The organism is Candidatus Margulisiibacteriota bacterium (genome assembly GCA_041658645.1).
Lineage (GTDB): Bacteria > Margulisbacteria > WOR-1 > O2-12-FULL-45-9 > XYB2-FULL-48-7 > JBAZZV01.
The window spans coordinates 1-12,761 of record JBAZZV010000010.1 but is presented as its reverse complement, the minus strand read 5'-3'; the positions used below and the strand labels follow the sequence as shown (position 1 = coordinate 12,761).

Below are 12,761 nucleotides of genomic sequence, written 5' to 3'. Positions count from 1 at the left end.
GCACGAGATATTGGTAAAAGCTTTTGGTTTGCCTGTGCCCTTTCCCCGTGTTATAATTCCCCCACAATGTTGCGTTTTTTGACCGCGGGAGAATCGCACGGCAAAGCCTTAGTGGCCATCCTGGAAGGGTGTCCGGCCCATCTGGCGCTTAGCGCGGCCGACCTCGATCCCGATCTGGCCCGGCGCCAGCAAGGTTATGGCCGGGGTGCCAGGATGAAGCTCGAGACCGACCGGGCGGAGATACTTTCCGGTGTCCGTCAGGGGAAAACCATCGGGAGTCCCATTGCCATCCTTATACCTAATAAAAGCACTGAACTGTTCGAACAAGCGATCACCCAGCTTCGCCCCGGCCATGCCGATCTCCCCGGCGCCTTAAAATACGAACAGAAAGATATCCGCAATATACTCGAGCGCGCTTCCGCCCGGGAAACAGCTGTTCGGGTGGCGGTGGGGGCGATCGCCAGGAAACTCCTGGCCGAGGTGCGGATCAAGGTTACCAGCCGGGTCATGGCGATCGGCGGCGCGACAAAACAAGCCGAATGGGAAAAAATGATCGACCAGGCCAAAGCGGTCGGCGACTCGCTTGGCGGCCTTTTTGAGGTGACGGTGAGCGGGGTGCCGGCCGGTTTGGGGAGTTATGTCCACTGGGACAGGCGGCTGGACGGCAACCTGGCCCGGGCCGTCATGGCGATCCCGGCGGTCAAGGGGGTCGAGATCGGGACTGGTTTTGCCCTGGCTGGTCTCCCCGGGTCCCGGGCCCATGATGAGATCTTCTATGATAAGGGTAGGGGGTTTTATCATAAGACCAATCAGGCCGGCGGCTTGGAGGGTGGCATGTCGAACGGTGAACCGATCGTCATCCGGGCGGCGATGAAACCGATCGCTACCTTGGGCAAACCGCTCCAATCGGTCGACCTGGCTTCCAAAAAACCTTCCCCGGCCCATATCGAGCGGGCTGACGTCTGCGCGGTCGAGGCGGCCGCGGTCATCGGCGAGGCGGTGGTCGCCCTGGAGATCGCTAGCGCCCTGCTGGAGAAATTCGGCTCGGATACGGTCGCTGAATTAAGCGAGAAAATTACCTCTTACCAAAAACGCCTCGCTGTGATATAATATTCCCTGGTTATGGCAGCCAAGATCAAATTACAAAGAGTCGGCACGAAGAACCGCCCGTTCTATCGGGTTGTGGTCCAGGATGAATCGGCCACGCCGAGCAGCCGGGTGATCGAGATCCTGGGGCAATATCAGCCGTTGAGCGAGCCGACCGTATTCAAGGTGGATAAGGAGCAAGCCCTCGCCTGGATCAAGAAAGGGGCCATGCCGACCGATAAAGTCCGCATCCTCTTCGGTAAAGCCGGGATCCTGCCGCCGATGGACCTGGCGGCGCTCCCCAAACGAAAAAAGAAGGGTGAACCGGCCCCGGTCGAGAACACTCCCCCGGCGGCCGTGCCGGCGAGTTAAGGAGAAGCTGCCATGAGAGAGCTGGTCGAATACATCGTCAAAACACTGGTCGATAAACCCGAAGCCGTGAGCGTCAATGAGGCCCAGGGCGAACTGGCCACTATCATCGAGATCAAGACCGCGCCGGAAGATGCTGGTAAAGTGATCGGCCGGGAAGGCCGGATCATCAATTCCATCCGCAACATCATCAAAGCCGCCGCCGCCAAACAACAAAAGAAAATATCGGTCGAGATATTGACCGAAGATAGATAACCCTAGGAGGTAATAAAATGGCAGAAAAATCACTCGAATTAAAAAGAATAGTTATGGTGAAAGCGATCGTGACCGAGGCGTTCAAGGAAAACTTGAGCAAGGAGTTGGAGCGAGCGATCGCCAACCTCGATGGCCAGCTGAACCAGATGGAGATGCAGGGTAAGACTTATCTGGAAGACCTCAAAAAGAAAGGGTTGATGCAGAAGGCGGCCGCTTTCAAGCACCAGTTCGACGAAGAGAAAAACCGCCAGGCGGCTTCCCGCTCCGACTTAATGATGAAGACGGAAGAGTCTAAACGCCTCCAAATCGGCTCCGAGTTCGTCCAGGGCCCGCTGGAGGGCCCGGTCAATGTGGCCGTCGGCGACAACCTTTATAAAAAGGTGGGCGGCGCCGAGATCGTGGTCAAAGACGGGATCATCCAAGAGATCCGCGGCCTCTAACCGCGTTCTTTGAAGTTGGACGTTTGAAGTTGTGCTAATCGATATCCTCACCCTCTTCCCGGAGATGCTCCGGGGGGCGCTTGATGCCAGCCTGCTGAAAAAAGCCCGGGATAAAGGGCTCTTGACCGTTAACCTGGTCGACCTGCGCGATTTTACTTCAGACAAACACAAGACCGCCGATGATTCGCCCTATGGGGGCGGGCCGGGGATGGTCATGAAAGTTGAGCCGATCGCGAAAGCAGTGGCCAGGGTCCAGGGACCAGGGACCAGGGTCATCTTGCTTTGCCCAACTGGCCAGACCCTAACCCAGGCTAAGATCAAAGAGCTGGCCAAAGCGGAACACCTGGTCCTCCTCTGCGGGCATTATGAAGGGGTTGACGAGCGGGTCCGGGGGTTGGTGGACGAAGAGCTTTCGATCGGTGATTATGTCTTGACCGGCGGGGAACTGCCCGCCCTGGTTTTGACCGACGCGGTCGCCCGCTATCTCCCCGGGGTGGTCAAAGAAGAAGAATCGGTCCAGCGTGATTCATTCCACGATGGTTTGCTCGACTATCCGAGCTATACCAAACCCGAAGAGTTCGAGGGGAAAAAAGTCCCCGAAGTCCTGCTCTCCGGCCATCATGCGGAGATCGAAAAGTGGCGCCGTAAGGAATCGTTGAAACGGACGTTGGAACGCCGGCCGGACCTGCTGGCCAGGGGAGAGTTGAGCGATCAAGACCGGCTCATGCTGGCCGAGATCGTCCAGAGAAACTAACATGGCGGCCGTCTATCTGGCCTTATTACATCACCCGGTCTATAACAAAAATGGCGACATAGTCACGACCTGTGTGACCGGCTTTGACCTGCACGACATCGCCCGTTCGTCGGTAACTTTTGGGGTAAAAAAGTATTATGTGGTCAATCCTATGCCGGCCCAAAGGGCGTTCGCCCAGCGGATCTTTGAATTTTGGATGGACGAAACGAGCCTGGAATTTAACTGGACCCGGGTGGAGGCGTTCCGGCTGATCTCGATCAAAGCTGACCTGGAAGAAGTGATCGAGGAGATCGCGGCCGCCGAAGGGCGGCGGCCGAAGATCATCGCCACCTCGGCCAAACCAAGAGGGAGTATTGAGTTCGGAGGACTGAGTTCGGAGATCAAAACATCAAATAATCCATACCTTTTGCTTTTTGGCACTGGCTGGGGCTTGGCGGAAGAAGTATTTACCAAAGTTGACCACGTATTGCCCCCCATTTGTGGTCCGGGCGAGTATAACCATTTGTCAGTCCGCTCGGCTTGTGCTATAATACTCGATAGGTTATTGGGCAGTTAGACCTGTCGATTTACCACCAGTTTTATTTAAGGAGCTTTTGTTATGGGCGTTATTGAAGATATCGAACAGTCACAGATGAAACGCAAGTTACCGGCTTTTAAGCCTGGAGACACAGTTAAGGTCTTCTCCAAGATCATTGAGGGGAGCAAAGAGCGGGTCCAGGGCTTTGAGGGGATCGTCATCAAACGAGGCGGGGCCGGTGTCCGCGTCAATTTTACCGTCCGCAAGCTGGTCCAGGGGGTAGGGGTAGAGAGAACTTTCCCACTCTATTCGCCGAAAATTGAACGTGTCGAAATTTTGAAAAGCGGCAAGGTTCGCCGCGCCAAGCTTTATTATATGAGGAAGAGGATCGGCAGCCGCGCTACTCGCATTGAAGAAGCCGGACAACAGGCTCCAACTGATGTTGCGGTTTAAGCACTGGTTATTAGACTGGACTGAGACGATCGTTGTCGCCCTAGCCCTCGCTTTGGTCATCCGGGCGTTTTTTCTCCAAGTTTTCTGGATTCCCTCCGGTTCAATGGAGCCGACCCTCGACATCAATGACCGGATCGTGGTCAACAAGGTCATTTATCATTTCCGCGCCCCCCAGCGCCTGGAGACCGTTGTTTTCCGCGGCGTGTCCGATACCAGCCTGCAGAAAAAGGACCTGATCAAGCGGCTGATCGGTTTGCCGGGGGAGACGCTGGTGATCAAGGATGGCGTGATCAATATCAACGGCCAACCGTTGGTCGAAACGCACACCATGAACCAGGATTACGCTAATTTCGGTCCGGTCACCATCCCGTCCGACTCGTATTTCGTCATGGGTGACAACCGCCCCGCCTCGGCTGACAGCCGTTACTGGGGTTTCCTCCCGAAAAAGAACCTGATCGGCCCCGCTTTTCTCCGCATTTGGCCGCTGTCCAAGTCTGGCCTCATCTAGTATAATAAGGGCCGATGCCCTCGTTAGTTTTCGAAAAAAGGCTCCAGCGCCAGGGGTTTAAATTGATCGCCGGCGTGGACGAAGCCGGCCGCGGGCCACTGGCCGGACCGATCGTCGCGGCCGCAGTCATTCTGCCGCTTAGTTGCCGCCTCCCCGGCCTGGATGATTCTAAAAAACTGACCCCTCTACAGCGCGAAAGATTATTCGTGGAGATCAAACGCCAAGCGATCGCGATCGGTCTGGCCGCAGTCGGCCATCGCCAGATCGATAAAATTAATATCGGCCGCGCCAACCTGTTGGTGATGGAGCTGGCAGTCCTTAAGCTCAAGATCAAGCCGGAGTATCTGTTGCTCGATGGCGGCCGCTACCGGGTCGCGCTCTCCCTGCCGCAGATGGGGATCAACGGGGGGGACGGCCGGAGCACCTCGATCGCCGCCGCTTCGGTCATGGCTAAAGTGACGCGCGACCGGCTGATGGCAGAATATCATTTACGTTATCCGGAATATGGTTTTGACCGGCACAAGGGTTACGGCACCCGGAGGCATTTGCTCGCCCTGGCGCGCTGCGGCCCCTGTCCGATCCACCGGCGCTCATTTTACCCGCTCTCCGCTCTCCCTTGACTGGCTTGACATTCAACTCGACGCGTTGCTATAATCGCCATAAATAATTATCCGGGGGAGGTGAACGACGTGAACAAACAAGAACTCTGCAACCAGGTCGCCAAGCAGACCAAGATGTCGAAGACCAAGATCATGGCGATCCTTGATTCCACTTTCAATTCGATCGAATCGTCCCTGAAAAAGGGGCAGGAGGTCCGCCTGGTCGGTTTCGGCTCCTGGCGGAAACTGAAACGGAAAGCCCGCCCGGGGCGCAATCCCCAGACCGGTAAGGAGCTGACCATCCCGGCCCGCAATGTCATCAAGTTCTCGACCGGCCAGCGCCTTTTTGACCAGATCAATTAGTCCCCGCAGCCTCCTGTTTTCCTGAAAGTCCGGCGGAAGACAGGGGGCTGTTTTTTTTCGCCACCGGCGATTTTTCGTCGGACTATACCACTCGAATGCTCGAATATGTGGGTACGAATATCCTAATAGATCAATAAATATTAGAGCATTAGGGCCTAAATTAGAGAATTCGGGCTGTAGCTGGTAATAAGTTTGCTTAATCCCTACCGTCATGGGGATGGAAAGTTATCGGCAGGGGTTAGCGGGAGAAGAGATAGCGGAACGCTATTTAAGCCAGCAAGGTTATGAGATCGTTGAAAGGAACTTCCGTTCCCAGCAAGGTGAGATCGACCTCATTGCCCGCGAAGGTGACGACCTCGTTTTTGTTGAAGTCAAAAACTATTCCGCCCGCAGTTATGGGGCCCCGCTTAGCGCGGTCAACCGGAACAAGCGCCGCAGCATCATCCACGCCGCTCGCACCTTCATATATAGAAAGCGCATTGTCGGCACGAATTGCCGCTTTGACGTGATCACGATCTACCGCCAGCCGGACGGCTCTAGGGCGATCGAGTTGTACAAAAATGCCTTTGCCATTAATTAAATGGTCGGGTTGTGGGGAGGGAATGGGTGTTAGTTAAAATTGATTCCGCGGCGCTCCTTGGGTTAGAAGCTTATTTAATTGAAGTCGAGGTCGACGCGCAAAAAGGTTTGCCGGGACAATCGATCGTCGGCTTGCCGGACGCCTCGGTCCGTGAATCACGCGACCGGGTCCGGGCGGCGATCGAGAACTCCGGTTTTGAATTCCCCGGCGGTTACTTTACGATCAACCTCGCTCCGGCCGATACCAAAAAAGAGGGGCCGCTCTACGACCTGCCGATCGCCCTCGGCATGCTGGCTGTTTCCGAACAGGTCAAGACGACGCAACTGAACGGAACGGTCGTCCTCGGCGAATTATCGCTTGATGGCTCGGTCCGTGGGATCAACGGCCTCCTGCCGATCTGCCTGTCGTTAAAGCAAGAGGGGAAGAAACAGGTCATGGTCGCCCGGGAGAACGCGGACGAAGCGGCGCTGGTCGAAGGCTTGGCCGTCTTGCCGGTCGCGAACTTACGGGAAGCAGTCGACCATATTAGTGGTCTGAAGACGATCGTTCCGCACCAGGTGGATATTGCCGCCCTCTTTCCGCCGGAGCCGGAATATGACCTCGATTTTGCCGATGTCAAAGGCCAGGGGCACGTGAAGCGGGCGTTGGAAGTGGCGGCGGCCGGTGGACACAACGTGCTCCTGGTCGGCTCCCCCGGTTCCGGTAAAACGATGCTGGCGCGCCGCCTGCCGACCATCCTGCCGCCACTCTCGATCTCCGAAGCCCTCGAGGTGACCAAGCTCTATTCCGTGACCGGCCTGCTTGACGGCAAGCACGCTTTGATAACTACCCGGCCCTTTCGTTCTCCCCACCACACCACCTCCGATATTGGGGTGATCGGGGGCGGGCGGATCCCCCGGCCGGGTGAGGTCTCGCTGGCTCATTTAGGCGTCCTTTTCCTGGATGAATTCCCGGAGTTTGAGCGCGAGGTGCTGGAGGTTTTGCGCCAACCGCTCGAGGATGGCCAGGTGACCATCTCCCGGGCCCATTCGACCATAACTTACCCTGCCCAGTTCATGCTGGTGGCGGCGATGAACCCTTGTCCCTGCGGCAATTATCTCGACCCGGTGAAAAAGTGCGTCTGTCCGCCGTACCGGGTCAAAAATTATTGGGGGAAACTCTCCGGGCCTCTTCTGGACAGGATCGATCTGCACATTGAAGTTCCCCGCTTGAAGCAAGAGGAACTGGCGGCCCAGCCGGAAGGGGAGAGTTCTAAGCTGGTCCGGGAGCGGGTCAGTCAGGCAAGGCTGACCCAGCAAGCGCGCTTCAAAGGGACGGAAGTTCATTGCAATGCCCGGATGACCCCGAAGCAGATGAAAGCGTTTTGCCAACTCGATCCCGAAGCCGAAAATCTCCTTAAATCAGCTATTCTCCATCTTCGCTTGAGCGGCCGGGCTTACGACCGGATACTTAAAGTTTCCCGCACGATCGCCGACCTGGAAGGGACGGACACTATCCAGGCGCGGCATATTGCCGAGGCGACACAATACAGGACATTGGACCGTTGGGGAGGTGAGGGGAATGTATAGAGTGGTGTATCATCTGCCGTTTAACTGTGTGCGCGAGATCTTTATGAAGTCGGACGAGCTGCAAGCTTGGTTGCGCTGGAATTGGTTGAAGGAGCGGATCATCAGTTACGAAAAGGTTAACTGACGGAAGACGGATTAAGAAAGAAGGAGGTGAGAGAGATGGAAACAGAAACGAAGACGGAGTCGATCGGAAGCAAAGAGTTGTTCAAACGGATGGTAAAAGCCGGGCGCCGGACCTATTTTGTGTCGGTCCGGGCGGCCAAGAACGATACCCGCTATATAATGCTGACCGAGAGCCGGCTGGTCGCGGATAACAAGTTTGAGAAGTCCAGCATCATGGTTTTTCAGAACAAACTGGGCGAACTGCTTAATGTCCTGCAGGAAGCCGCGCTGGTAGTGGCGTAATGGCTGCGCCGGGGGCTCCCTGGGTCAAATCAGGGAGTCCCCCGGTGTTTACAATGAAAGGTGGTGAACGAGATGACGGATAGAGAAAAAGATAAAAGCATCAGAAGATTGAAACGGATGGTGTCGGACAAGCGTTCCTGCTGGGGGCGGAAATATCTGGCTTTGGTCAGCCTGGCGAGACTGTGTTATTGCTACTAACTATTGCTCGGAAACCTGCGAATAAACTTCGCGGTTTCCTCGCATAAAAAGAATATAATTGGAGCCGCGACGTTCAGTCGCAGGTTCCAGTAAGTGATAACTTGAGGGCCCAATTTGGAACCTCAAGTTGAGGCGGGCGCTACTTTAATATGAGGAGAGTGAATTGATGGTAAGTATTATCCCAACGGAGAGGATTGAAAAAGCAATATATTTAATTAGAAAGTAAAAAGTAATGTTAGATAATGACCTTGCCGAGTTATATGGAGTAAAAACTAGAGTATTAACTCAAACAGTAAAAAGAAATCTGGAGCGGTTCCCAATCGATTTTATGTTCAAATTGAGCGCTCAAGAAGCAGAAATCTTGAGATCACAATTTGTGACCTCAAGTTGGAGAGGTCGTCGCTACTTACCGCGTGTTTTCAATTGCTTTAGCTCCTTCGCGAATAAAGGATGAGGGCGCTAATTTACATTGTGGAGGGAGAATTCATGGCAAATATTATTCCAGCGGAAAGGATTGAAAAGGCGATCTACTTAATAAGAGGGCGAAAAGTGATGATTGACAGAGATTTGGCTGAACTTTACCAGGTTGAAACTAAGGTCTTAAATCAAGCCGTTAAACGGAATCAAGATCGTTTCCCGGAGGGATTTATGTTCCAATTAAGCAAAAAGGAAAAAGCGGAGGTGGTCACAATTTGTGACCACCTCAAAGAGTTGAAATATTCTTATAGACTGCCTTATGTCTTTACGGAGCAGGGCGTGGCGATGCTTTCTTCCGTTCTAAATAGTAAGAGGGCAATACAAGTTAACATCTTAATAATTAATACATTTGTGAAGTTGCGCGAATTGGTGTCTTCTCATAAAGATGTTTTAAGAAAGATCGAGGAGCTGGAAGGAAAATATGACAAACAATTCAAGATTGTTTTTGATGCAATCAGAGCGCTAATAATTCCTACTGAAAGATCAAAAAAACGGATTGGATTTATGGTTGATTAAGTCTTAACTTTATCGCCGTGTTCCAATTGACGCAAGATGGGGTGGGCGTCGAAAAGCCCAACAAAAAACCGGAGAACAGGCTCTCCGGTTTACTTGTCTCGACAGTCGGTGATAGGTATGGCTCCCTACATATATATATCGGCAGGTTTCAGCGGAAAATTTCCCGATGTTCCGCCTGCGGCGGAAATCGGGATCCCGACATTATCCCGATGTCGGCTTCGCCGAACCGGGATCCCGACGATTCCATTATTATTCGACCATTATGACCGTCGGGACATATTTGATATACTAATGTCGTCGGGACAGTTATTTCAATATTGGCTTGAGGAGTTTCTGGAGGGTCAGCAGGGGTAGCCCGACCACATTGTCATAATCGCCTTTTATTCTTTCGATGAAGATTTTCTCGATCTCCTGGATACCATAACCACCCGCTTTATCCAGCGGCCGGCCGCTTTTGACATAGGCCATTATTTCGGTTTTACCAACCTTTTTCATCTTCACATAAGTGATCTCTCGCGTTGAATTGATCTTGCCGCTTGAGGGGTCGTAGACCGCCAGACCGGTAATGACAAGGTGGGTCCGGCCGGAGAGCCGGGTGAGCATGGAGCTGGCCTCTTTCTGGCTCCCTGGTTTGCCCAGAATAGTCTGGCCAAGGACGACGATCGTATCTGCTCCGATGACGACTGCGGTGGGGTAACGGTCGGCCACTTCGGCGCACTTGGCGCGGGCGGTCTTTTCGGCCAGGCGGGGAGGATTGGCCGCGGTTATTTTCCCTTCATCGACCCGGCTGGGGATGACCCGGAAATGTTTGACCAGCCGGCGAAGTAATTGGCGGCGGCGGGGTGAGGCGGAGGCGAGAATGATCACTTCACTTTTTCGCCGTGCTCTAAGCGGTTAACGATCAGGCCGGAGAGGAGCTTGGGGTAAAAATAGGTCGACTTGTGCGGCATTTTCTCCAGCTCGCCGGCCACGGCAATGATCTCCTCGACCTTCGTCCCGTTGAGGAGAATAGCGAAGTTGGCCCCGGGCTCATCGGCCGCCTTGATCGCGTCGAGGTCGTTCTTGAAGTAGGTGACCTTGTCCTCGGTCTCGTTAGCGATATTGAGCAGCCGCTCAAAGATGGTGTAGTGGAGGATGGTCACGTCCAGATGCTTCCAGGCCTTTGGCTTTTCCTCGGCGACCATCTCGTCAATGCTTGCCTCGTCCCGCAAGGTCAGCAGGAAGTAGCGGTAGTTCCCCAGATAGAGGCCGAACGCGTGTTTGGTCTCACCCGCCTTGGCCAGGTCTTTCATCAGCTTTTTCCGCACAGCTTCGGAGCTCTTTTTGCCGGCCGGGTAGGGGACAACATCGTAATAACTAGCCAAATCTTGCTCAAAGTGGAGCGAGTCGAAATAGGCGACATTGCTGATCACCCGGTGGATCGGCAGGACCGCCAAACCTTTCCCTTCGATCGGGGTGAAATACATTAAAACATGGTTATAAGACTCGTCTTCGGAGAACTTGGTGTTGCGGAGCTTCAGCTCGTTCTTGTAGCGGATCGCCGCCTCGAAACGATGATGGCCGTCGGCGATGAAAGCCGGCTTGTCTTTCATCTCCAGCATGATCCGGCTGATCGCGGCCTTTTTATCCACCCGCCAGACCCGGTGGACGACATTGTCGCGGTCCCGGACCTCGAGTAGCGGCTTGCGCTTCATAAAGGGTTTGAGGGTCTTGATGATCTTCTCTTTCGGATCGGAGTAGAACGAGAAGACCGAGTCGAGATTGGCATGGGTCGCTCTCATTAGATTGAGGCGGTCGAGCTTGGCTTTGGGGTAGGTTTCCTCGTGGGGATGGACCTTGGCGCGGCCGCTGTCCTCCAGGCGGAGGATACCGAAAAAGCCGATCCGGACGTATTTTTTCCCCTGGCAACTGAAGATCTGCTCATAAAGGTAAAAGGCCGGCTCGTCATCCTGGAGCATGATCTTGTGGCGGAGCCAGCCGTCGAGGAAGGCGGCCGCCCGGACATAGCGGTTGTTATACGGCCCGTCGCCGCTGAATTCCTTCCCCAGGATCATCCGGACAAAATTGAAATCGCTTAGCTTATACAGCTCGCCCTGCTGTTCCGGGCTGATGATGTCATAGGGGGGGGAGGTGACTTTGGAGAGGTGCTTGATCTTTTTTGTATTGTAGAAAATGCCCCGAAAAGGGAAGATCCTGACCATGATTATAGTGATTGTAGCACAAATGATAAAAAAAGTGAAATTTCCCGGCTGAGGGGCCGATAACCATTTGATCGTTATGTCAATAACAGGGATAAGTTCGCTCTATAATACGGTTAAGTCTATAGTCAGTGCGGCGGCTAGCGGCCGGCCGGCGAAGAGCGCTGATTCCGTCTGGGACGAGATCGCCGGCTTTATTTTCACCCCGGTGCCGTCCCCGCTCGATTGTACTTCAGCCTCGGCCCAACGGCCGACCCAGCAGCCAGGGGTCCATTTTTACCTCAATGACGCGGCGGAGGAGAGCTGGGAGCTGGCTGCCCGTCAGGTCTCGATCGAGTATTGCGGAGAAGCGGCGCCGAGTGCGGAGGCTATTACGACGACCGCCCAGGCCTTGCGGGCGGCGAATGAAAAGCATCTCAAGGGAGATATTGGCTGGATCCTCTCGGTCAACAGCACGACCCCCAAGGGGGTTGACCATCGGTTATTCGCTTGGGCCGCCTCTGGTACGGAAATATTTATTCCGACCCCGACCCCGATCACTATTTGCCCGATCACCATGACCCCCATCCCGGTTCCAGCGTCGACCCAGGCTCCGGTTCCCCAGGCAGACGCCAGCGCCAAGCCGGAAACTTCCGCCGCGCCGGAAACATCCGCTAAACCGGAAGCTAGCTCAACCAAACCTACGCCAACCAGCCCAACAGGGACGGGCAAGCAGCAGCCGTGGACTAAAGCTAGCGGGACCAGCAAGCCGCCAGCCACCGCGGCACCTACTGTGGTTATTCCAATACCTTAAGGAGGCAAAAGATCATGACTATGGATGTAAATACAATATGTAGCGCCAGTGGGGTCAAGCTGCGGGCCGTACCGGCCGGCGCCACTTTACCGGAATCAGCCACCACGACCAGCAACCAGATCGCGACGCTGGGGGAAATGTCCTGGGCGCTTGCTACTTTATCGACCTTTGTTGATCTTAGCGCGCAGGTCAGGAGCATTTTAGGCCAACCGGGACAGCCCGGCAGCTTAAATAACCATGCCTGGGAAGTATGGGGCCAAGTGACCAAGGAATTGGTTAAGGAAACCGGAGTAGCGGCAGAAGCTCTGCCGATCGAGCGGATCCTGCAAAAAGTGATCAAAAGTCTGACCGATGAAAAGTCAAAGAAAAATGACGGTGACTTGGTAAAATTGAACCATGTGCTGGGACTGTTGAACGGCAATTTGCTGGTCCCTTTTCAGCAAGCCTTGGAAAAAAGCCAAAGACCGATCGCGGCCGGGGTGGCCTATGCCCAGGATAAGTCGTTTAAGATCAATATCAAGGGGATACTGGAGCGGATCAACAGCGCCCTGCCGGAGAATCTCCGCGGCCAGATCGCTCTCTCCCAGATCAATTGGGACGCGCTTTCCGCGGCGAACATCGCCCAAGCCGCGACCCAGGTTAACAAACTGATCCACGACAATTGCGCAAGTTACGCGGCGGC

General features: G+C 54.5%; 20 protein-coding genes and 1 pseudogene. 19 read left to right on the top strand and 2 right to left on the bottom strand.

Annotated features, from left to right (window positions below; genetic code table 11):
• Positions 1–66 precede the first annotated feature (66 nt).
• The 17 genes and pseudogenes from WC903_07835 (at position 67) to WC903_07755 (ending at position 9,088) form a co-directional block, all read left to right on the top strand.
• The gene (locus WC903_07835) at positions 67–1,110 is read left to right on the top strand and encodes a chorismate synthase (protein MFA5893850.1); all 1,044 of its coding nucleotides are present in this window, start codon (positions 67–69) and stop codon (positions 1,108–1,110) included.
• A 12-nt stretch (positions 1,111–1,122) separates the two neighbouring features.
• The gene (gene rpsP, locus WC903_07830) at positions 1,123–1,458 is read left to right on the top strand and encodes a 30S ribosomal protein S16 (protein MFA5893849.1); all 336 of its coding nucleotides are present in this window, start codon (positions 1,123–1,125) and stop codon (positions 1,456–1,458) included.
• Between the two features lie 12 nt (positions 1,459–1,470).
• Positions 1,471–1,710: a KH domain-containing protein gene (locus WC903_07825; protein ID MFA5893848.1), complete on the top strand. Its 240-nt coding sequence runs from the start codon at positions 1,471–1,473 to the stop codon at positions 1,708–1,710.
• Positions 1,711–1,727: 17 nt separating this feature from the next.
• Positions 1,728–2,150, top strand: a complete 423-nt coding sequence (locus WC903_07820) for a YlqD family protein (GenBank protein MFA5893847.1) — start codon at positions 1,728–1,730, stop codon at positions 2,148–2,150.
• 31 nt (positions 2,151–2,181) lie between these two features.
• Positions 2,182–2,904, top strand: a complete 723-nt coding sequence (trmD, locus tag WC903_07815; protein ID MFA5893846.1) for a tRNA (guanosine(37)-N1)-methyltransferase TrmD — start codon at positions 2,182–2,184, stop codon at positions 2,902–2,904.
• 1 nt (position 2,905) lies between these two features.
• Positions 2,906–3,460 (top strand): RNA methyltransferase, encoded by a 555-nt coding sequence (locus WC903_07810; protein MFA5893845.1) that lies wholly within the window; start codon positions 2,906–2,908, stop codon positions 3,458–3,460.
• Between the two features lie 42 nt (positions 3,461–3,502).
• Positions 3,503–3,874 (top strand): 50S ribosomal protein L19, encoded by a 372-nt coding sequence (rplS, locus tag WC903_07805; protein ID MFA5893844.1) that lies wholly within the window; start codon positions 3,503–3,505, stop codon positions 3,872–3,874.
• Complete coding sequence (gene lepB / locus WC903_07800) at positions 3,861–4,382, top strand: signal peptidase I (GenBank protein ID MFA5893843.1); 522 nt, start codon at positions 3,861–3,863, stop codon at positions 4,380–4,382. The genes rplS and lepB overlap by 14 nt, the downstream gene beginning before the upstream one ends.
• A 14-nt stretch (positions 4,383–4,396) precedes the next feature.
• On the top strand, positions 4,397–5,002 hold the full coding sequence (locus WC903_07795; protein ID MFA5893842.1) for a ribonuclease HII: 606 nt from the start codon (positions 4,397–4,399) through the stop codon (positions 5,000–5,002).
• A gap of 69 nt (positions 5,003–5,071) precedes the next feature.
• On the top strand, positions 5,072–5,344 hold the full coding sequence (locus tag WC903_07790; protein ID MFA5893841.1) for an HU family DNA-binding protein: 273 nt from the start codon (positions 5,072–5,074) through the stop codon (positions 5,342–5,344).
• A gap of 217 nt (positions 5,345–5,561) precedes the next feature.
• On the top strand, positions 5,562–5,924 hold the full coding sequence (locus tag WC903_07785; GenBank protein MFA5893840.1) for a YraN family protein: 363 nt from the start codon (positions 5,562–5,564) through the stop codon (positions 5,922–5,924).
• A gap of 26 nt (positions 5,925–5,950) precedes the next feature.
• Complete coding sequence (locus tag WC903_07780) at positions 5,951–7,492, top strand: YifB family Mg chelatase-like AAA ATPase (protein MFA5893839.1); 1,542 nt, start codon at positions 5,951–5,953, stop codon at positions 7,490–7,492.
• Entirely contained in the window at positions 7,485–7,616 is a 132-nt protein-coding gene (locus WC903_07775) for a hypothetical protein (GenBank protein ID MFA5893838.1), read from the top strand. The genes WC903_07780 and WC903_07775 overlap by 8 nt, the downstream gene beginning before the upstream one ends.
• Positions 7,617–7,651: 35 nt before the next feature.
• Complete coding sequence (locus tag WC903_07770; protein ID MFA5893837.1) at positions 7,652–7,897, top strand: DUF3276 family protein; 246 nt, start codon at positions 7,652–7,654, stop codon at positions 7,895–7,897.
• A 72-nt stretch (positions 7,898–7,969) separates the two neighbouring features.
• Complete coding sequence (locus WC903_07765; protein MFA5893836.1) at positions 7,970–8,095, top strand: hypothetical protein; 126 nt, start codon at positions 7,970–7,972, stop codon at positions 8,093–8,095.
• Between the two features lie 232 nt (positions 8,096–8,327).
• Positions 8,328–8,507, top strand: a pseudogene (locus WC903_07760) (ORF6N domain-containing protein).
• A gap of 74 nt (positions 8,508–8,581) precedes the next feature.
• A complete protein-coding gene (locus WC903_07755) occupies positions 8,582–9,088 on the top strand; it encodes an ORF6N domain-containing protein (protein MFA5893835.1) in 507 nt (168 codons plus the stop codon).
• 306 nt (positions 9,089–9,394) lie between these two features.
• Here WC903_07755 and WC903_07750 read toward each other — a convergent pair whose 3' ends face one another.
• Both WC903_07750 and WC903_07745 read right to left on the bottom strand, forming a co-directional pair.
• Positions 9,395–9,955, bottom strand: coding sequence for a Maf family protein (locus WC903_07750; protein MFA5893834.1), 561 nt, complete (start codon positions 9,953–9,955; stop codon positions 9,395–9,397).
• On the bottom strand, positions 9,952–11,289 hold the full coding sequence (locus WC903_07745) for a DUF1015 domain-containing protein (protein MFA5893833.1): 1,338 nt from the start codon (positions 11,287–11,289) through the stop codon (positions 9,952–9,954). The genes WC903_07750 and WC903_07745 overlap by 4 nt, the downstream gene beginning before the upstream one ends.
• A 76-nt stretch (positions 11,290–11,365) precedes the next feature.
• Between WC903_07745 and WC903_07740 the strand changes: the two genes are divergently transcribed.
• Positions 11,366–12,079, top strand: coding sequence for a hypothetical protein (locus tag WC903_07740; GenBank protein ID MFA5893832.1), 714 nt, complete (start codon positions 11,366–11,368; stop codon positions 12,077–12,079).
• A 14-nt stretch (positions 12,080–12,093) separates the two neighbouring features.
• On the top strand, positions 12,094–12,761 hold a 668-nt coding region (locus tag WC903_07735; protein ID MFA5893831.1), incomplete at its 3' end, for a hypothetical protein.